Annotated in this window: 17 protein-coding genes; 5 read left to right on the top strand and 12 right to left on the bottom strand. The window is 68.8% G+C overall.

Annotated features, from left to right (window positions below):
- Nucleotides 1-23: 23 nt before the first annotated feature.
- Complete coding sequence (locus tag ABTV68_RS18530; RefSeq protein WP_433675147.1) at nucleotides 24-557, bottom strand: universal stress protein; 534 nt, start codon at nucleotides 555-557, stop codon at nucleotides 24-26.
- A 177-nt stretch (nucleotides 558-734) separates the two neighbouring features.
- Between ABTV68_RS18530 and ABTV68_RS18535 the strand changes: the two genes are divergently transcribed.
- The gene (locus ABTV68_RS18535) at nucleotides 735-923 is read left to right on the top strand and encodes a DUF3073 domain-containing protein (protein ID WP_231092902.1); all 189 of its coding nucleotides are present in this window, start codon (nucleotides 735-737) and stop codon (nucleotides 921-923) included.
- Nucleotides 924-1,148: 225 nt separating this feature from the next.
- Here the strand turns inward: ABTV68_RS18535 and ABTV68_RS18540 are convergent, their stop codons facing one another.
- Together ABTV68_RS18540 and ABTV68_RS18545 are read right to left on the bottom strand one after the other, a co-directional pair.
- Nucleotides 1,149-1,694, bottom strand: a complete 546-nt coding sequence (locus ABTV68_RS18540; protein ID WP_433675148.1) for a phosphoribosyltransferase — start codon at nucleotides 1,692-1,694, stop codon at nucleotides 1,149-1,151.
- Nucleotides 1,695-1,717: 23 nt separating this feature from the next.
- A complete protein-coding gene (locus ABTV68_RS18545; protein WP_433675149.1) occupies nucleotides 1,718-2,071 on the bottom strand; it encodes an iron chaperone in 354 nt (117 codons plus the stop codon).
- Between the two features lie 152 nt (nucleotides 2,072-2,223).
- On the opposite strand from ABTV68_RS18545, the gene ABTV68_RS18550 reads away from it, so the two are divergent.
- Nucleotides 2,224-3,156: a hypothetical protein gene (locus tag ABTV68_RS18550; RefSeq protein WP_433675150.1), complete on the top strand. Its 933-nt coding sequence runs from the start codon at nucleotides 2,224-2,226 to the stop codon at nucleotides 3,154-3,156.
- A 6-nt stretch (nucleotides 3,157-3,162) separates the two neighbouring features.
- Here ABTV68_RS18550 and ABTV68_RS18555 read toward each other — a convergent pair whose 3' ends face one another.
- From ABTV68_RS18555 to purM, 3 genes are read right to left on the bottom strand one after another with little or no spacing between them, the layout of a single operon-like run.
- Complete coding sequence (locus ABTV68_RS18555; protein WP_433675151.1) at nucleotides 3,163-3,771, bottom strand: flavin reductase family protein; 609 nt, start codon at nucleotides 3,769-3,771, stop codon at nucleotides 3,163-3,165.
- Nucleotides 3,772-3,823: 52 nt separating this feature from the next.
- Nucleotides 3,824-5,281, bottom strand: coding sequence for an amidophosphoribosyltransferase (gene purF / locus ABTV68_RS18560; protein WP_433675152.1), 1,458 nt, complete (start codon nucleotides 5,279-5,281; stop codon nucleotides 3,824-3,826).
- A gap of 28 nt (nucleotides 5,282-5,309) precedes the next feature.
- Complete coding sequence (gene purM, locus ABTV68_RS18565) at nucleotides 5,310-6,341, bottom strand: phosphoribosylformylglycinamidine cyclo-ligase (protein ID WP_433677642.1); 1,032 nt, start codon at nucleotides 6,339-6,341, stop codon at nucleotides 5,310-5,312.
- 222 nt (nucleotides 6,342-6,563) lie between these two features.
- On the opposite strand from purM, the gene ABTV68_RS18570 reads away from it, so the two are divergent.
- Complete coding sequence (locus tag ABTV68_RS18570) at nucleotides 6,564-7,586, top strand: SMI1/KNR4 family protein (RefSeq protein ID WP_433675153.1); 1,023 nt, start codon at nucleotides 6,564-6,566, stop codon at nucleotides 7,584-7,586.
- A gap of 19 nt (nucleotides 7,587-7,605) precedes the next feature.
- Here the strand turns inward: ABTV68_RS18570 and ABTV68_RS18575 are convergent, their stop codons facing one another.
- The 6 genes from ABTV68_RS18575 to ABTV68_RS18600 form a co-directional block, all read right to left on the bottom strand.
- Nucleotides 7,606-7,923, bottom strand: a complete 318-nt coding sequence (locus ABTV68_RS18575) for a potassium transporter Trk (protein ID WP_433675154.1) — start codon at nucleotides 7,921-7,923, stop codon at nucleotides 7,606-7,608.
- Nucleotides 7,924-8,037: 114 nt separating this feature from the next.
- On the bottom strand, nucleotides 8,038-12,381 hold the full coding sequence (locus tag ABTV68_RS18580) for an HtaA domain-containing protein (protein WP_433677643.1): 4,344 nt from the start codon (nucleotides 12,379-12,381) through the stop codon (nucleotides 8,038-8,040).
- A gap of 134 nt (nucleotides 12,382-12,515) precedes the next feature.
- A complete protein-coding gene (locus ABTV68_RS18585; RefSeq protein ID WP_433675155.1) occupies nucleotides 12,516-13,280 on the bottom strand; it encodes a heme ABC transporter ATP-binding protein in 765 nt (254 codons plus the stop codon).
- Entirely contained in the window at nucleotides 13,277-14,299 is a 1,023-nt protein-coding gene (locus ABTV68_RS18590; RefSeq protein WP_433677644.1) for a FecCD family ABC transporter permease, read from the bottom strand. Before ABTV68_RS18590 ends, ABTV68_RS18585 begins: the two co-directional genes overlap by 4 nt.
- A gap of 35 nt (nucleotides 14,300-14,334) precedes the next feature.
- Nucleotides 14,335-15,441 (bottom strand): heme/hemin ABC transporter substrate-binding protein, encoded by a 1,107-nt coding sequence (locus tag ABTV68_RS18595; protein ID WP_433675156.1) that lies wholly within the window; start codon nucleotides 15,439-15,441, stop codon nucleotides 14,335-14,337.
- Nucleotides 15,441-16,340: an HtaA domain-containing protein gene (locus ABTV68_RS18600; RefSeq protein ID WP_433675157.1), complete on the bottom strand. Its 900-nt coding sequence runs from the start codon at nucleotides 16,338-16,340 to the stop codon at nucleotides 15,441-15,443. Before ABTV68_RS18600 ends, ABTV68_RS18595 begins: the two co-directional genes overlap by 1 nt.
- A gap of 98 nt (nucleotides 16,341-16,438) precedes the next feature.
- Here ABTV68_RS18600 and ABTV68_RS18605 point away from each other — a divergent pair, with 98 nt between their 5' ends.
- Together ABTV68_RS18605 and purD are read left to right on the top strand one after the other, a co-directional pair.
- The gene (locus ABTV68_RS18605; protein ID WP_433675158.1) at nucleotides 16,439-16,795 is read left to right on the top strand and encodes a sterol carrier family protein; all 357 of its coding nucleotides are present in this window, start codon (nucleotides 16,439-16,441) and stop codon (nucleotides 16,793-16,795) included.
- A 48-nt stretch (nucleotides 16,796-16,843) separates the two neighbouring features.
- A complete protein-coding gene (gene purD / locus ABTV68_RS18610; RefSeq protein WP_433675159.1) occupies nucleotides 16,844-18,115 on the top strand; it encodes a phosphoribosylamine--glycine ligase in 1,272 nt (423 codons plus the stop codon).
- Nucleotides 18,116-18,166 lie beyond the last annotated feature (51 nt).

An 18,166-nucleotide genomic window follows, 5' to 3' on the forward strand; every position in this document is an offset into this window, starting at 1 on the left:
CGGCCCCGGCGCCAAGGCTCGGGTCAGGCCTCCGGAACCAGGGGCTGGTCTGCGGGGATGGGCTTCGCGTTGGGCACGACGAGGATGCTGCGCGACTGCCGATGGCTGAGCCGGGCCGCGACCGAGCCGTTGAAGAACTCACGCAGCGACTCGCCGAGCCCCGGTCGGCGGGTGCCGACCACGATCAGCGAAGCGTCGAGGTCATCCGCCAACCCCGCGATCGCGAGGGCGGGGTCTCCGGAGAGCTGTCGCACCGTCCATGTGACGTCATGATCGACGAGAACATTGGCGCACTCCAACTCGACCGCTTCCGCGTCAGCCGCCACGGCAGCGGACGCGAGTTCGATGTTAGCTGTCGGCACCATGCCGGTCGGATCATCGAAACCGAGGTATCGACCGACGTCGACCGTGACCACCACGAGCGGAACACGGAACAGCTCGGCGAATCGCGCGGCTTCCTTTACGACACGCGGCTGCTGGCCCGCGACCAGACCGACGACAACCGCGCCGCGCAACTCTGCGTCGCTACGCTCCCCAATAGGACGGTTCTCATTCATCGTTCCTCCTCCTTCCGCCGGAAGGATGCCTCCGGCAGCGGTTCGGACGGTGCAACCGCCGGGGGCGGCGGCGCCGCGTGATATCCTGGATTTTACTCTTACCGGTCCAGTAACCGGTCCTGTGAAACCGTCGGACAAGTCAAATCTGTCCGCATTTGACTCGTGAGGGGGTCTCGCATGGGGCGTGGCCGTCAGAAGGCAAAGCACACGAAGCTTGCCCGCGAACTGAAGTCGTTCAGCCCATCGGTGAACTATGCCGCGCTAGAGCGTGAGCTGGGCGCCGAGCACGACTCCGAACCGGAGTACGTGGACAAGTGGGCCGACCAGTACGAAGACGAAGAGGAAGACGAACTCGAGAAGGCCTAGCCTTCCGTGTCTTCCACGCCGAGTGGCGCTCCTCGCGAGCGTCCACTCGGCCTTTCGTGTATCGAGGCGCGCTCGGGTACGGCGTGGTCTCACTTTCCGCACCGAGACCCCGTTTGCGGGACATCTGCTGAGACCACCTCAGGGTCTGGTCTCAACAGATGAGCCGAGGTGGTCGCCGCACAGCGCCTTCTGAGACCAAGGCTCAGAAGGCGCGACGAAGCGGGATCAGCCCTCGGTGACCGGCGGCTTGGCCGACCACGGGAACGCGATCCAGCGATCCGTGGTCTTCCACGTGTAGTCGGGCTTGATCACCGAGGTCGGCTTGGTGAACAGCACCACCGAGCGCGCGTCCACGGCCAGGCGCTCGGCAGCGACACCGTCGCCGTCCGCATCCACCGGGATGCCCTGCGTGCGGATCATTCGCATCACAAGGTCGAGCGTCTTGCCGGAGTCCGCGACATCGTCAACGACGAGCACGCGCTTGCCCGGAAGCTCGGATGTGTCCATCAGCGGCGGGAGAATCACCGGCTCGACGAGCGTCTCGCCCACGCCGGTGTAGAACTCCACGTTGAGAGTCCCCATGGCCTTGATGCCCAGGGCATAACCGAGCGCACCCGCCGGCAGCAGTCCCCCGCGCGCGATGGCGATCACCAGGTCGGGCATCCATCCGGACGCCACCACCGTGCGCGCGAGATCGCGTGCCGCCTCACCGAATCCGTCCCAGGTGAGGACTTCCAGTTCACGATCCGCCGCGACGTCATCGAATGCCATGGGTCAATCGTAGTCGCCGCTGCTCAGCGCCCGATTTCCGTCAGTCTGGCCTGCACGATCGATCGGATCGCCTCGGGCGGCAGCGGCGCGTCAAGCGCGAAATGGAGTGAGCCCTTCGTCGAGCCGATCACGCCGGGAAGATCACCATCCGCCAGCACACGTGCGACGACGTCGGCCGAATAGGGATAGACGCCGATGTGCTCCTTCGTGTGCATGATGCTGATCACGCCCTTGCCGTCGAGCGCGAGCGCCGGCATGCCGTACTTCAGCGTCTCCACGGCGTCGGGCACGCTATCGCGGACGACCGCGTACGCGTCGCGAATCAGCTCACGCGCCGGCGACGGCAAGCCCGCGACGTAGTCCTCGACTGTTCCCATGCGCCCCATGGTGGCACGCGAGTGCAGCGCGGGACCATGGAAACCCTGACGTGCCAGCGCAAGAACCGCACGACAACGCCTCCCGGCGCACGGTGCGTTCCGAACACGGTCACCCCTGCCACCGCGACTGGCCGACCGGTACGCTTTCGATCATGGTGACTGCCACTCTGATCGCGCACCTCGACGGACTGGACCCGAATAGGGCCGTAGTCGCTCATCACGACGGACTTCACGCCTTCGATGGACAGGTCCTCCGGCACTGGGACGTCAGCGGCGAGGTCCATCATCGTGACGTCGCGGCGCCGGGAGCAAAGCTCCTCGCCGTTCGCGAGGACACTGCCGTGCTCAGCGATGACACGGGGACGATCCTCGACCGTGCGGGCTCCGACTCGGTCCGTGTTCCCGTCCATCCGGATGCGGCCGTACCCATCGGCGACGGCTGGCTTCTCACCGAGCCACGCGACCGCGACGCATCGGGATGGTCGCAATCCCACGCCATCCTCTGGGTGGACGCCGCGGGTCAGGTTCGCGCCGAGCACAGCGTAGACGTGTTCGGTGCCCACCCGTCCGGCACCGCACATCCCTCCGAGCCCGCCGCTCTCGTCGAGTTCCCGATGGGACAGGATTGCACCCTGCTCGCGGCGGTGCGCGTGGTGGGCGATGAACTGCAGGTCACCGAACTCCTCGCGGACGAGGATCCGGTGATCGGCGGGTTCTCTCCAGACGGATCCACCTTCCTCGTGCTCCCCTACCCGTCTGATCCGGAGACGGCATCGATCGCATCCTGGCCGTCGGGGGATGTCGTCGCCCAGCTGGACGCGGCGGACCTCGACCTCGATCAGGGATTCGATCTCAGCGGTGGCTACCTGGGAGCGAATCGCGTCCTGCTGCTGGCGACAGAGATGGGTCCGGTGGTCGCGACCGGCGATCTGTCGGATGCCAGTCTGATCGAACTGAACGGCTGGGACGAAGTCGCCGACGAGGAGGCCTGGATCTCACAAGTGTTCCCCCTCGGTGAGGACACATTCGTGGTCGGAGTCACCGAGGGACGCGAGGCCACCGCCACACTGTGGCGGATCAACTGATGACGATCAGCCGCCAGGAACGGGCGGCAGCTCGATGATCTCGTCCACCCGCGTGTAGCGCGGACCGGCCAGACGCCCGATCGGATGAACGCGGTCGTGCAGGATGCGGTCACCGCCCCAGACGTCATCGCGCACGTGCCAGCCCACCACCGTTCCGACGACGAAGTTGCCGCCGGTCGGCGAGAACTGCATCACACGATCCAGACGGCACTCCATCGCAACCGGGACATCGGCCAGCCGCGGCACAGACACGGCCACACTCGGGGTGAGCGGAAGACCCAGCTGCTCCGGTTCTCCGATCTCGGCGGCGAACCCCTCCGAACTGGCGTGAAGCACCTGCAGCATCGACTCGTCGGCGATGTTGACCACGTACTCGCCCGTGGCACGGATGTTGTGAAGAGTGTCCTTGTCGCGCGTGGAGCCGTCGGCAACGCGCTGCTGGATCGTCACACCCAGCATCGGTGGATCGATGCTCACCCACGTGAACGCGCTGAAGGGCGCAAGGTTGACCGGATCAGTGCCGGAGGTGATCCACGCGATCGGTCGCGGCATCACCGACCCGACGAGCAGCCGATACCCACCGCCTCGCGGGAGTTTCGTCGCATCGATGTACACGTGACAGCCCTTCGTCGATTCCCGCCCCGTACAGCTGCCGCGCCCTCGAAGGTCAGCTGGACTTGGAGGCTTCGACCCAACTGAGGTACTCGTCAGTGACGTCGTCGGTCACGTACTCGCCGTTGAAGCAGCTGAGGTCGAGCTGGGTGATGTCGGAACCTTCGAGGATCGCGTCGCGCAGGTCGTCGACCTCCTGGTACACGAGGTAGTCGCAGCCGAGCTCCTCGGCGATCTCCGGAATGGTACGGCCGTGGGCGATCAGCTCCTGCCGCGACGGAATGTTGATGCCGTACACGTTGGGGTGGCGAACCGGAGGCGCAGCAGAGGCGAAAGTCACCGACTTGGCACCGGCGTCGCGTGCCATCTGGATGATCTCCTTGCTCGTCGTGCCGCGCACGATCGAGTCGTCGATGAGGAGGACGTTCTTGCCGGCGAACTCGCTCGGCATCGCGTTGAGCTTCTGCCGCACGCTCTTCTTGCGAACCGCCTGCCCCGGCATGATGAAGGTACGACCCACGTAACGGTTCTTGTAGAAGCCCTCGCGATACTCGATCCCCAGCTTCCGCGCGACCTCCATCGCGGACGGACGGGAGGAGTCCGGGATCGGCATGACCACGTCGATCAGACCCTCGGGAACGTGACGCGCAATGGTGTCGGCCAGCTTGTCGCCCATGCGCAGGCGCGATTCGTACACGGCGATGCCGTTCATCACCGAGTCGGGACGCGCGAGGTAGACGTACTCGAACGCGCACGGTGCCAGCTGCGTGTGAGTCGCGCACTGCTGCGAGAACAGGTTGCCGTCCTGGTCGATGAAGACCGCTTCACCCGGGGCGACGTCGCGCACCACGTCGTAGTCGCCGTTGTCGAGCACGAGGGATTCGCTGGTGACCACCCACTCGTCCTGGTCGCCGGCGCGGCGCTTGCCCAGGATGAGCGGACGAATGCCGTACGGGTCGCGGAAGGCGAGCAGACCGTAGCCGGCGATCACGGCGATCGCCGCGTACGACCCGCGCACACGCTCGTGCACGCGACTGACGGCGTCGAAGATCTGCGTGGCGTCCAGTTCGGGCCCGGACTTGGTGTTCTGCAGCTCACTGGCCAGCACGTTCACCAGCATCTCGGTGTCGCTGGAGGTGTTGAGGTGGCGGCGGTCGCTCTGGAAGATCTCCTGCTCGAGCTCACGCGTGTTGGTGAGGTTGCCGTTGTGCACCAGCACGATGCCGTACGGCGCGTTCACGTAGAACGGCTGGGCCTCCTGCTCGTTGCTGGCCGCGCCCATCGTGGCGTAGCGAACATGGCCGAGGCCGATGTTCCCCAGCAGCGTGCGCATGTCGCGAGTGCGGTATCCCTCGCGGACCATGCCCCGCAGCTTGTGCACGTGCACGTGTCCGCCGGTTTCTGCGGTCGCGATGCCGGTGGAGTCCTGGCCGCGGTGCTGCAGCAGCAGCAACGCGTCGTAGATGTCTTGGTTGACGGGGCCTGCTCCGACGACGCCGACGATGCCGCACATTTTCCGGGGGGTTTCCTTACTTCGTTACTCAGCGGGCGTAGGAGCCGACCAGGCGCACTGCGCCTCCGTCGACGCCCTTGGCGCCCTGTTCGAACTCGCCCGCCGGGCGGTTCGTGGTGTGCACCGTTCCGACCTGCCAGGCGGCGATGCCGGTGGCCTCGATCGTGCGGATGGCCTCGGCGGCGCGCGATGCGTCGACGACGGCGAAGAAGCCGACCCCGAGGTTCCAGGTCCCCTCGGTGGACTCCAGCGAGGTGCCGGCGATCTCGTTGAGAACACGGAAGACCGGCGACGGCGACCACGTGGAGCGGTCGACCTCGGTCCAGGAACCCAGCGGCAGAACGCGCGCCAGGTTGGCGGCAAGACCGCCACCGGTGACGTGGCTGAGCGCGTGCACGCCGTCGCCGATCGCGTCGATGAGGCCGAGGAGCGGGGTGGTGTACAGGCGCGTGGGCTCCAGCAGTGCTTCGCCCCAGGTGGTACCGAGCTCGGCGGAGTTGTCGCCGTAGGAGATGCCTGCGCCGGTGATGATGTGGCGCACCAGCGAGAAGCCGTTCGAGTGCAGACCCGACGATGCGAGCGCGAGAATCACGTCACCGTCGCGCACGCGCTCGGCGCCGAGCACGCGGTCGGCCTCGACCACACCGGTCGCGGCACCGGCCATGTCGTAGTCGTCGGCGCCGAGGAGACCCGGGTGCTCCGCGGTCTCGCCGCCGACCAGGGCTGTTCCCGTGGCCGCGCACGCCTCGGCGACGCCGCGAACGATCTCCGCGATCCGCTCCGGGAACACCTTGCCGCAGGCGATGTAGTCGGTCATGAACAGCGGCTTGGCACCCACCACGACGATGTCGTCGACGACCATTCCGACCAGGTCCTGCCCGACGGTGTCGTGCTTGTCGATCGCCTGCGCGATGGCCACCTTCGTGCCGACGCCGTCGGTCGAGGTCGCGAGCAGCGGACGGCGATAGCCGAGCAGAGCCGATGCGTCGAACAGGCCTGCGAATCCACCGACCCCACCCAGCACCTCGGGCCCGTGCGTGGCGCGAACGGCCGACTTCATGAGTTCGACCGCGAGGTCTCCGGCAGCGGTGTCGACACCGGCTGCGGCGTAGGAGTTGGGGGTGGAGGACGAGGAGGGTTCGGCGGTTTCTGCGGCCACGAGCCAAGTCTAACGGGAGGTGAACGCGCCGCGGACCGCGGGTGAGCGAGCGCACTGAGCCTGCGTGCTCAGATGAGCAGCATGCTGTGCGACGGCGCATGGAAGACTCCCTTCGGAGGGAAAATGCCGATCTTCACCGATGCCGATCTCGCGGGTCTGTTCGATGACTCCGCCTACGGGTTCGAGAAGTACACCGAAGCGTCGCCGACCGACGAGCTCGTGGCGGAGGTCGAGGCGGAGCTGGGATATCGGCTCCCCGCCGCCTACGTGGAACTCGCCCGCGTCCGAAACGGCGGAACGCTGGCGCGCAACTGCTTCCCCACCACCGGTGTGCACGTGTGGGCCGACGACCATGTCGCCGTCACCGGCCTGTACGCCATCGGCCGCACGGCCACCTGGTCGCTTCTGGGAGACCTCGGCTCCCCCTTCATGCAGGCGGAGTGGGGCTATCCCGACATCGGCATCTGCTTCGCCGACACCCCGACCGCCGGGCACAGCGAGTTCATGTTCGACTATCGCGCGTGCGGGCCGCAGGGCGAGCCGGCGGTCGTGATCGTCGACCAGGAGGACGACTACCGCATCTCGTTCATCGCGCCCGACTTCCAGACGTTCATCCGCGGCCTGGTGCCCGAGGACGACTTCCTCGACGACCCGGACGAGACCCTCGCCCACGAGCTCGAGACGGTCGACAACGGCACCTTCTCCCCCATCGTGCAGCGCGGTATCGCAGCTCTCGGCCCGGTGCTGAAGGACGCGGACGCCAGCATTCGCGCGATCGGTCGGCGCATCGTGCGCGAGAAGGGCTTCTTCGCGCTGCATGCCGACGGCGAGTCGCACCTCATGTACGCGACGATGTTCCTGCTGTACTCGGCTCTCACCACGGCGACCTCGATGGAGGACTTCCTCGACGAAGATCCGGACGATCGCACCTACGATCACCCGTGTTACGTGATGATGATCCCGTCCTCCTACGTCAGGGAACGGTACGGCTTCACCACCGGCGGCTGGGCGCGCGATTTCGTCGTGGACTGGTGGAACGCGCAGGTGCAATCCGGCGCAATCGTGGAAACCGCCGAGGGATATCGATTCTCCGAGGAGACGGAGCGCGGGCTCGTGCGCCTGCTCAACATCTACACCGCACTGTGATCAGTACGGGCTGTGAGCGTCAGTCCTCGGTGAAGGTCTCTCGCTCGATGGTGACAGTGTGCGTGCGCCGACCGACCACCTTGTCGAGGATGAGGGCGACGATCGCGCCGACCGCCACGCCGCACACCGCGCAGAACAGCGCGAGGAAACCGAACACCGCGCCGGGCGAGTAGGTCACACCGATGGCGCTCGGCGTGCTGGTGCCGTCGAACGCGAACGTGAGGATCGCCGCCGTGATGAGTCCGAGTCCGCCCCCGAGCACCAGGAACACGCCGTACTTCGGAACCCGTCGGATGCGGGCCTCAGACACAGCGGGAGGAGTGCGATCGGCGGACATGCCTCCATTCTGGCACCGTGCACCTGTGCGTTAGCTTCGCCCTTTCGAGACGGCATGTCCGCAAACGCCGGAAGGCGGGGGATCGCTCCCCCGCCTTCCGTTTTCCGTTCGGGATCAGACCGAAGCGACCGCCAGACGACGGCGCACGATCACGCCGGCACCCAGGGCGATGAACCCGAGCGCGGCCCAGAGCAGAGCCGTCGGAGCCTCCGAACCGGTCACGGCCAGCGACGCGTCCGTAGACGAGTCGCACGGGACCTCTGCGCCGAGCGAGAACGAGAACGACACGGGGTCGAGCGCGTCACCGGCGTTGTAGAAGCCCATGAAGGCCGCGGCACCGGCAGCGGTCAACGTCGCGGGGGCGCCGTCCCAGCTGAGGCCGGACGAGCTCGCAGCGGACAGGTTCAGAGTCGCGAAGGCGACACCCGACTGGTTCACCGCGGCCTTGCCGCCGTAGCCGGCCGACACCACATCCACGTACAGGGTCGCCGACGAGGCGCCGTTCAGCACGATGCGCGGGTTCGACAGGGTCAGATCCAGCAGGCCGCTGTGGCCCGTGAAGCTGGCGGAACCGGAGTAGCTCACACGGCCGCGGTCGTCCTTGGCGTTGTAGGCGCCCGAGGCCGAGCCCCATCCGATCGAGGAGGAGCCCTTCGCGATCGAGCCGTTGATGTAGTTCACGAAGCTGGCCTTCACTCCCCACTCGAAGCTGCCACCGGTGATCTCCTGCGCCGTGCATACCGGAGCGGCCGGAGTGGTCGCCTCGGGCGCCGGGGTCGGCTGAACCGCGGCCGCCACGGTGATGGTGGAGCGCTTCTCGATGTCTCCCGAGGTGACGATCACGGTGTGCTCGCCCGCCGGGAAGTCGGCCGGGAGGGTGCCGGTCACGCTGAACGCGCCCGCCTCGTCAGCCGTGGTGGTGCCGAGCGTGAACGGCTCGGAGTGGATGGTCACCGTGATGGGCGCGCCGGCCGGGAAGCCGACACCGGAGACGGTCAGCTCACCTCCGGGCTTGACCACGGCGGCACCCACGCGGACCGCCGGCTCCAGGGCGACATCCTGGATCTCGACCGCAGCGAAGGCGTCCAACGAGCGGTTCGTGATCGACAGGGCGTGAGCGGCCGACGTCGCGAACTGGTAGCTCGCCTTCGGGTCGAAGGTTCCCGCCGGCACCGTGAAGGTGGCGGTGAAGGAGCCGCCCGTGACCTGCTGCGGGGTGATCCACTGCACGTCCAGCCAGCCGTCCTGCGGGAAGGCCGTCTCACCCTGCCAGAGCGAGGTCTCACCCAGACCGATGTAGACGCCGTTCGCCGCGGCCGCACCGGTGTAGCCGGTCCCCGTCACCGTGATGACGTTCTCGACGTTGGGATCCAGGGCGCCCGCGGGCGCCACGCTCAGCTCCGGGCCGTCCGTGCTCGGCGCGGTGGGCGTCGGGGTCGGCGTTGGCGTGGTGGGGCCGGGCGTGGGCTGCGGGGTGGACCCGGACTTCACGGACACCGCGGTGCGGGTGTCCAGCGTGCGATCCGTGACCGACAGGCCGTGAGCCGCAGACGTGCCCACGATGTAGGACTTGCCTGATTCGAGGGCCCCGGCCGGAACCGTCAGCGTGGTCGTGAACGAGCCGTTCTTCAGCTGGGAGGGCATCACCCAGGCGAGGGCCAGCCAGCCGTCCGCCGGGAACGCACCCGACGTCCAGTTGGAGGCTTCCCCGAGACCGAGGTACACGCCGTTGGCTGCACCGGCACCGGTGAACCCGGTTCCAGAGACGGTGACGACGTTCTCCACGGCCGGGTCGAGGTCGGTCGACGGCGACAGGATGACCTGGGGCCCGTCGGTCGGCGTCGTCGGCGTGGGAGTCGGCGTCGGGGTGGTCGGCGTGGGCGTGGGCTCCGGCGTGGAGCCGGACTTCACCGACACGGCCGTGCGGGTGTCGAGGCTGCGATCCGTGACCGACAGACCGTGCGCCGCCGAGGTGCCCACGATGTACGACGTTCCCGCCGTCAGCGCACCGGCCGGAACCGTGAGGGTCGTGGTGAATGCGCCGTTCTTCAGCTGCGACGGCATCACCCAGCCCAGTGCTACCCAACCGTCGGCCGGGAAGGCGCCCGAGGTCCAGTTCGACGCCTCACCCAGCGCGAGGTAGACACCGTTGGCGGCACCGGCACCGGTGAACCCGGTTCCGGACACGGTGACGACGTTCTCGACAGCGGGGTCGAGCGGTGCCAGCGGCGTGATGATCACGGCGGGCTTGGTGCCCGGCGTGGTCGGCGTCGTCGGCGTGGGGGTGGGCTCCGGAGTGGTCGGAGTGGGCGTCGGCTCCGGCGTGGAACCGGTCTTGACCGACACCGCGGTGCGGGTGTCGAGGCTGCGGTCGGTGACCGACAGACCGTGTGCCGCCGACGTTCCGACGATGTAGGACGTTCCCGCCGTGAGGGCTCCGGCCGGAACCTTCAGCGTCGTGGTGAACGCGCCGTTCTTCAGCTGCGCCGGCATCACCCAGCCGAGCGAGACCCAGCCGTCCGCCGGGAAGGCACCCGACGTCCAGTTGGAGGCCTCACCCAGCGCCAGGTACACGCCGTTCGCGGCACCTGCGCCGGTGAATCCGGTACCGGACACCGTGACGACGTTCTCGACCGATGGGTCGAGGTTCGACGCCGGCGAGACCGTCACGGAAGGCTTCGCGCCCGGAGTCGTCGGCTTCGTGGGCGTCGGAGTCGGAGTCGTCGTGGGGGTGGCCGTCGGAGTGGGGGTCGGAGTGGTGACCGCCTTCACCGTGACGGGGGTGCGGGTGTCGAGCGTGCGGTCCGTGACCGACAGGCCGTGCGCCGCGGACGTGCCCACGATGTACGAGGTTCCCACCGTCAACGCACCGGCCGGAACCGTGAGGGTCGTGGTGAACGCGCCGTTCTTCAGCTGCGACGGCATCACCCAGCCGAGCGACTCCCAACCGTCCGCTGGGAAGGCACCCGACGTCCAGTTGGACGCCTCACCGAGGGCGAGGTAGACACCGTTCGCCGCGCCGGCCCCGGTGAACCCGGTACCCGAGACCGTGACGACGTTCTCGACCGACGGGTCGAGGTTCGACGCGGGCGAGACCGTCACGCGAGGCTTCGCGGTCGGCTGCGTCGGTGTCGCGCTCGGCGTGGGGGTCGCGGTCGGCGTGGGGGTCGCGGTCGGCGTGGGGGTCGGCGTCGGCGTTGCCGTCGGGGTGGCCGTCGGCGTGGCCGTGGGCTCCGGGGTCTTCGCACCGCGGTAGTCGACGGCGACGGAGAGCTCCTGCGCGGCGTTCACCACGCCACCGGCGGCGTAGGCGTAGACGCCCCAGTTCCCGCCCGCGAGCGCGGTGTCGAACTTCTGCGCGGTCAGCGTCAGCGAGAAGTCACCGGTGGACGACACGATGGCCGCCTGCGCCTCGACCGTGGCCCGATACTGCGCCGGGACGGTGTCCAGCACCGCCTGCGACATGGCCCAGCGCTGGTCGGCGATCTTGCGTGCGCTCGACGGCGCGGATGCGGACGGCTTCCAGTCGGAGAGGAAGGAGCCGAGCACCACATAGGTGCCCTGCGGACCGACGGGCAGCGGTGCACCGCGTCCGCCGACGTTGCCGTTGGGGTCGAAGCCACTGCCGCGGACGACGAGCGCGTCGCCGTCGTAGAGGGGCTGACCGGTGTACGGCGTGGTGCCGTCGGCGAGGAACACGGAGATCTTCGGCTCGTAGACCGGCGTCACCGGCTTGGCCGTGACCTCGATGGTCGCGGCAGCGGAGTCGGACGGCAGGAACGCCGTGGCGTCCTCGGGAGCGAAGGACGCCGCGAAGGTGTGGGTTCCGACAGCCGGTGCGACGGTGAAGACGGCGACGCCGTTGCTGACCGCCGTGCTCTGACCGTCGCTGAGGGTCACGGTGCCGGCTGCGGCCGGAGTGACGGTGGCCGTCAGCGTGGCGCTGGCGCCCTCGACGATCGACGCGGCGCTCGCGACGAGCGTGGTCTGCGTGGCCTCAGCGGGCTTCGGGAACAGCGCGTCCCAGTCGATCGCCACGTCGGTGCGCGAGTACAGGGTCGCCGCCGTGGGCAGCGAGCGGGACGGCCAGGTGATGACCTCGTACGCCTGAGCGCGATCCAGCGATGCCGCGTCCTGCGAGAGCGTGCCCGAGATGGTCCCGTCGGGCGCGATGTTGGCCGAGATGTTCGGCACCGAGCCGCCCATGTCGATGCTCGCCAGATCCGAGCCCTTGACGATGAGCGCGGCGTACAGGTGCGGCGATGCCTGGCCCGGCAGGGCCTTGATGTCCTCATACCCGGTACCGGACACGGCAACGTCGATGCGGGTGTCGGGGACCTCCGTCGCCACGGCGGTGAGCGTGCGGTTGTCAGCCGCGGCCGACGCCGGGGTGGCGAGACCGATGACGGCGGCCGCGGCCACCATCGCGCCGGTCAGCGCTGTCGCGAGCGCCCGCATGACAGGCACCCTTCTCCTGGTCTTCACGTCAGGACCTTTCTCTTCTGGTGCTCCCGCGTGCTGCGCGCAGGGTCGGGGTATTCATCAGACTTTTGTTAGCCTAACCTAACTAATCGGTCAGGTGAAGCGAAGTGTCAGGCGTGACGACGCGGCAGGATGATCGGTCGGCCCGTATCGGGATCCGCCATCGAGCGCACCGGGGCGCCGTAGACCTCGGCCACGCGCTGCTCGGTGAAGACCTCATCGGGGCTCCCGTGCGCGACGATCACGCCGCCTGCGAGCATCGCCACCTCGTCCGCATAGGCGGCCGCCACGGAGAGGTCGTGGAGCACCACCACCACCGCGCGGCCGGTCGCGGCCAGGTCTCGCGCGATGCGGAGCACGTCCTCCTGGTGTCGGAGATCCAGCGCCGCGGTGGGCTCATCGAGCAGCACGATCGCGGTGTTCTGCGCGAGCACCCGCGCCAGCGACACCCGCGCCTTCTCGCCGCCGGACAGCGCGGGAAACGGTCGGTCCACGAGGTGCGCGGCATCCACGCGGGCAACGGCCTCGTCGATGATCGCGGTGTCGTTGTCGGACGCCGGCCACGGCGCACGCCCCATCTCGACCACCTCGCGGGCGGTGAAGGAGAACGTCACCTGGTTGGCCTGCATGAGGACCGCACGCGTGCGGGCCAGCTCCTTCGCCGCCCAGGTGCCGAGCGGGCGATCATCGAGCAGAACCTCACCCGCTTGCGGGCGCACATCCCCGGTGAGCACGCCCAGCAGCGTCGATTTGCCTGCGCCGTTGGGGCCGACGAGGGCGAGCACCCGACCGTAGGGCACGTCGAGGTCGACGCCGTCGAGCACCGCGGCGCCCCCGAGGAGCACGCGGACACCACGTACCGTGATCGCGCTCATGCCCAGCCTCCCGCCCGGCGGCGGTTGCGACGGATCAGCCAGTAGAAGAACGGTCCGCCCACGAGCGAGGTGAGCACGCCGATCGGCAGATCCGTGGCAGGCACCAGGGTGCGTGCCAGCAGGTCGGCGAGCACCAGGAGCGCCGCGCCGAGCAACGCGGACGCACCGATCAGCAGGCGGTTCGAGGGACCGAGGATCATCCGCACGATGTGCGGGACGACAAGCCCCACGAAGGAGATGATGCCGACGAACGCCACCGCGGCTCCGGTGAGCAGCGCCACCAGCACGATCGACAGGATGCGCAGACGCTCGACGCGGACGCCGAGGTGCGCCGCGGTGCGGTCGCCCAGCGCGAGCAGGTCGTACTGCCGCGCCAGCAGGAGCGCCGCGATCACCGCTACCCCGCCCACCAGCGCGGAGACGCCCACTTCACCCCAGCGCGAGCCGTTCATCGATCCGAGCTGCCAGAACACGATCTGCTCGCGCGATCCGGAGTCTCCCACCGTCATGAGAAGCGCGAGTCCGGCACCGGCGAAGGCGTTGACGGCGATGCCCGTGAGCACCAGGGTCACCGATTCGGTGCGCCCCTGCGCTCGAGCGGTCGAGTACACGACGACGGTGGCCACGAGCCCTCCTGCGAACGCGAAGACCGCGGTGGTCCATCCGCCGAGGAACGTGAGGCCGAACGCGATCGATGCGGCAGCCCCCAGTGCGGCACCCGAGGACACGCCGACGACGCCGGGTTCGGCGAGCGGGTTCGCGAACACCGCCTGCATGACCGCGCCCGCGACGGCGAGGAGCGCACCCACCAGCAGCGACATCGCCACGCGCGGGAGGCGGATCTGCCACAGCGTCTGCTCGATGAGCGCGTCGTCGGGCGCCCACCCGTTCGGGACTCCGATGCCCCGCAGCAGCGAGCCGATCACCTCGGTGGGTGCGATCGCCAGCTGTCCGAGACCGGCCGAGAGCACGATTCCCGCGAGCAGCAGGGCGGCGGACACCGTGAACAGCACGACGATCCGCGACTGCCGGCGTGCGACGAGACTCGGAGCGCTCACGATGCGTCCGGGGCGTAGATCGCACGCGCCAGCGCATCCAGCACCTCGGCCGAGCGGGGGCCGAAGGAGAGGATCTCGCCGTCGGCCATATCCACGATGCGCTTGTGCTGTCCGGCCGTGGTGAGGGCGATCGCCGGTTTGGCCTGCAGCAGCCCGTCTACGCCGCCGACCGAATCCAGGCCGCTCGTCATCACGAGGATGAGGTCGGGGTCCGCGGAGACCATCGCCTCATCGGTGAGGGGACGCATGCCGCCCCAGCCGAGCTCGCCCGCGACGTCCACGCCGCCGAGTGCCTCGATGAGCTGGTCGGCACCGGACTCGGAACCGAAGAGGTAGTAGACGCCCGATGCTCCACGCAGGTAGAGGAACACCATGCGGAGGCGGTCACCCTCGGCCTGGGGCGCGAGCGCCGCGATGTCCGCGCGCGTTGCGTCGAGCGCATCGGCGGTGCGCTGCGCGAGCGCTTCACCCGCCTCCGTCGCCCCGTAGACGGCAGCGACGGCGCGCGCCATCTCGATCGCGCCGTCGTAGGAGGCGGTGTCCTCGAGGAAGACCACCGGGATTCCGACGTCGCGCAGTTGCGTCACCACATCGTTCGGTCCGATCGACCCGTCGGTGATCACCAGCGTGGGACGCAGGGCGATGACCGCCTCGGTGTTGATCGTGTGACCGCTGCCGGTGATCACCGGGAGCTCCTCGACGCCGGGGAAGGTGGAGGAGATGTCGCGACCGACGAGCGTGTCGCCGAACCCCAGCCCCCACACGGTGGCGGCGAGAGAGCCGGCGATGTCCATCGCGATGACGCGGGACGTGTCGGTGACGGTCACATCGACATCGCCGGATCGATCGTGCGAGACCACGGTGGTGGGCAGGCTCTGGGCGGGAGCCTCCATCACGGGCTCGATCGCAGAGTCAGGGAGGCGCGCCGTGCTGGCGCCTTCATACGCCTTCGGATCGGCGAGCGGGGTCACGTCCGCGAGCGGCACGCGCTCTGCCGCCGTGGCGGCGCCGGTGGCATCGGCATCGGCGCCCGCTGCCGGGGTGCACGCGGCGAGGGAGAGTACCAGCGCGACGGCGGCGAGAACGGTGACAAAGCGACGCATCAGCGCTGGTCGCCCCCATCGGCGGAGTTCGCGCTGCGTCGGCGCACGACAAGCGTTGTTCCGACGGCGGCGAGCACCACGACGACGCCACCGCCGACGGCCCACGGCACCCAGCCGGTGTCGGCCGCCGCGTCGGTCACGGGCGTGGCGGTCGGGGACGCTTCGGTTGCTGCCGTGGGCTCAGCGGTCGGCGTTGCTTCAGCCTCCTCCTCGGCCGGCGCGCATGTCGCGTGCACGGTCAGCGCGATCGGGTCGAACGCTGTACCGGCGTCGTAGTTGCCGAACGCCGCGAAGCCTTCCGGCGTGATCGCGGTGGGAAGCTCCGTGCCGGCGATCGTGACGTCCGCATCGGTGCGCGTGACCGTGGCAGACGAGAGGTCGATGTCCACGAACGGAACCTGCGTCGCCGTGTGCACGGTGTTGTCGCCCGCGAGCGCCTGCTCCATCGGAACGCTGGAGATATCGAGCAGGAGTCGCGCGGTGCCCGCACCAGTGATCTGCAGAGTCGGTGCGGACACGCTGGTCTGCAGTAGGCCTTCATGACCGGTGAAGTGGATCGCGCCGGGGAAGGCGACGTTCCCCGTGGCGGCGTCGGGGTCGTAGGTTCCAGTGCCGCCCGTGAACGAGAAGTTCGGGGTGGTGTAGCTCGCGCCGCCCTCCGTCTGCCACTCGCCGTTGGCGATCGTCCCCGAGATGTAAGAGCGGAACGACTCCTTGAAGCCCCAGGTGATGTCTGCCGCGTCGACCGTGCACGCGCCTGCGGTGACCACGGCCGTCGCGGGGGATGCCGTGACGACCGATCCCGCGCCGATGCCCAGAGCTGCCGCCAGCAGGAGCGCGGGAATCGCGCGCCTTCCCGTGGTGCGAGGGCGCGAGGGAACAGCGGCGAGCGAGCGCATGACGACTCCGAATCGGGATGGGGGATCTTCATAAGACTAAGGCATGCCTAACCTTTGCTCGAATCGCCCATGTCGGTGGGCGGGGCTAGCGTGGCAGTATGCCGACCCCGAAAATCGAGACGACCATCGGCCGTCGCGCGCTCGCTGCCGTCATGGACGGCTCAACGGCACGCACGGATCGCGCCACCGCTGTGCGCTATCTGCTGCAGCTGCTCGTCGAGAAGGCCCCCGGAAACTCCGTCGAGGTGCGCGTTCCCCCGTTCGGCGCGGTCCAGGTGATCGAGGGTCCGCGGCACACGCGAGGAACGCCGCCCAACGTGGTGGAGACGGATGCCGACACCTGGATCGCGCTGGCCACCGGCGCCCAGTCCTGGGGCGAGCTGTACGGTCAGGGGCTCATCAGCGCGTCCGGCGTGCGCGCCGACCTCTCGCCCCTGCTTCCGCTGCGACCCTGAGGTTCACGGGCGGTAACGCGCGACAGGTCGCCGGATAGGCTGGGACGCGTGAAGATCCTGGTGCTTGGTTCCGGTGCTCGTGAGCACGCCATCGTCCTCGCTCTGCGTGCGGAGAGCACCGAGCACGAGCTGTTCGCCGCCCCCGGCAATGCGGGCATTGCGCGCGACGCCGCTGTCGTCCCTGTGGACGCGAACGATCCGGTCTCGGTCACCGATTTCGCGCAGACCCACAGCATCGACCTGGTGGTCGTCGGCCCCGAGGCGCCCCTCATCGCAGGCGTGGCCGATCGCCTCCGTGCCACCGGCATCCCCGTGTTCGGGCCGAGCAAGGCCGCGGCGGCGCTGGAGGGATCCAAGGCGTTTGCGAAGCGGATCATGGAGGCCGCGGGCGTTCCCACCGGACGCGCCGTGCGCGCCGCATCCGCCACCGAGGTGACCGCGGCACTCGACGAGTTCGGTGCCCCGTACGTGGTGAAGGCCGACGGACTCGCGGCGGGCAAGGGCGTCATCGTGACGACGGATCGCGATGCCGCCGTCGCGCACGCCGAGGCGTACCTGCCGGGTGGCCCCGTCCTGATCGAGGAGTTCCTGTCCGGTCCCGAGGTCTCCCTGTTCTTCCTGTCGGACGGCGACACGGTTCGTCCGCTCAGCCCGGCGCAGGACTTCAAGCGCGCCGAAGACGGCGACGCCGGCCCCAACACCGGCGGCATGGGCGCGTACTCGCCGCTGCCGTGGCTCACTGAGCAGTTCGGCTCGGAAGCCGCGTTCGTCGACGAGGTCGAGAAGACCGTCGCCCTCCCCGTCATCCGCGAGATGGACCGCAGCGGGACCCCGTTCATCGGGCTGTTGTACGCGGGCCTCATCCTCACCGACGCCGGCATCAAGGTGATCGAGTTCAACGCACGATTCGGCGACCCGGAGACCCAGGTGGTCCTCCCCCGCCTCACCACTCCCCTGTCGCGACTGCTGTTCGCGGCCGCGACCGGCACCCTCGAAGACGAGCCACGTCCGGAGTTCTCCGATCGCAAGGCCGTCACCGTCGTCCTCGCGAGCGAGGGGTATCCGGTGAACCCGGTCACCGGTCGGCCGATCACCGGCCTCGCCGATGCCGAGAGCGTCGCCGATGTGCACATCGCGCACGCCGCCACCAATGACTCCGGCGGAGCGCTGACGGCCACCGGCGGTCGCGTTCTCAACGTGGTGGCCACCGGCGACTCGTTCTCCGCCGCCCGCGCCGCCGCCTATGCCGCGATCGAGCGCATCGGCCTGGAGGGTTCGCACTACCGCCACGACATCGCCGCCCGCGTCGCCGGCGACTGACACCCGAGAAACCCATGCAAGTCCGAGACACCCTGCGTTGCGGGGTTTCTC

It is taken from the genome of Microbacterium gorillae, assembly GCF_050990725.1.
GTDB lineage: Bacteria > Actinomycetota > Actinomycetes > Actinomycetales > Microbacteriaceae > Microbacterium > Microbacterium gorillae_A.

What these genes read in the sequence shown, in the direction of transcription:
- ABTV68_RS18530 (WP_433675147.1), bottom strand. Translation starts at nt 557, where the DNA reads ATGAATGAGAACCGTCCTATTGGGGAGCGTAGCGACGCAGAGTTGCGC.
- ABTV68_RS18535 (WP_231092902.1), top strand. Translation starts at nt 735, where the DNA reads ATGGGGCGTGGCCGTCAGAAGGCAAAGCACACGAAGCTTGCCCGCGAA.
- ABTV68_RS18540 (WP_433675148.1), bottom strand. Translation starts at nt 1,694, where the DNA reads ATGGCATTCGATGACGTCGCGGCGGATCGTGAACTGGAAGTCCTCACC.
- ABTV68_RS18545 (WP_433675149.1), bottom strand. Translation starts at nt 2,071, where the DNA reads ATGGGAACAGTCGAGGACTACGTCGCGGGCTTGCCGTCGCCGGCGCGT.
- ABTV68_RS18550 (WP_433675150.1), top strand. Translation starts at nt 2,224, where the DNA reads ATGGTGACTGCCACTCTGATCGCGCACCTCGACGGACTGGACCCGAAT.
- purF (WP_433675152.1), bottom strand. Translation starts at nt 5,281, where the DNA reads ATGTGCGGCATCGTCGGCGTCGTCGGAGCAGGCCCCGTCAACCAAGAC.
- purM (WP_433677642.1), bottom strand. Translation starts at nt 6,341, where the DNA reads ATGAAGTCGGCCGTTCGCGCCACGCACGGGCCCGAGGTGCTGGGTGGG.
- ABTV68_RS18570 (WP_433675153.1), top strand. Translation starts at nt 6,564, where the DNA reads ATGCCGATCTTCACCGATGCCGATCTCGCGGGTCTGTTCGATGACTCC.
- ABTV68_RS18575 (WP_433675154.1), bottom strand. Translation starts at nt 7,923, where the DNA reads ATGTCCGCCGATCGCACTCCTCCCGCTGTGTCTGAGGCCCGCATCCGA.
- ABTV68_RS18580 (WP_433677643.1), bottom strand. Translation starts at nt 12,381, where the DNA reads ATGCGGGCGCTCGCGACAGCGCTGACCGGCGCGATGGTGGCCGCGGCC.
- ABTV68_RS18585 (WP_433675155.1), bottom strand. Translation starts at nt 13,280, where the DNA reads ATGAGCGCGATCACGGTACGTGGTGTCCGCGTGCTCCTCGGGGGCGCC.
- ABTV68_RS18595 (WP_433675156.1), bottom strand. Translation starts at nt 15,441, where the DNA reads ATGCGTCGCTTTGTCACCGTTCTCGCCGCCGTCGCGCTGGTACTCTCC.
- ABTV68_RS18600 (WP_433675157.1), bottom strand. Translation starts at nt 16,340, where the DNA reads ATGCGCTCGCTCGCCGCTGTTCCCTCGCGCCCTCGCACCACGGGAAGG.
- ABTV68_RS18605 (WP_433675158.1), top strand. Translation starts at nt 16,439, where the DNA reads ATGCCGACCCCGAAAATCGAGACGACCATCGGCCGTCGCGCGCTCGCT.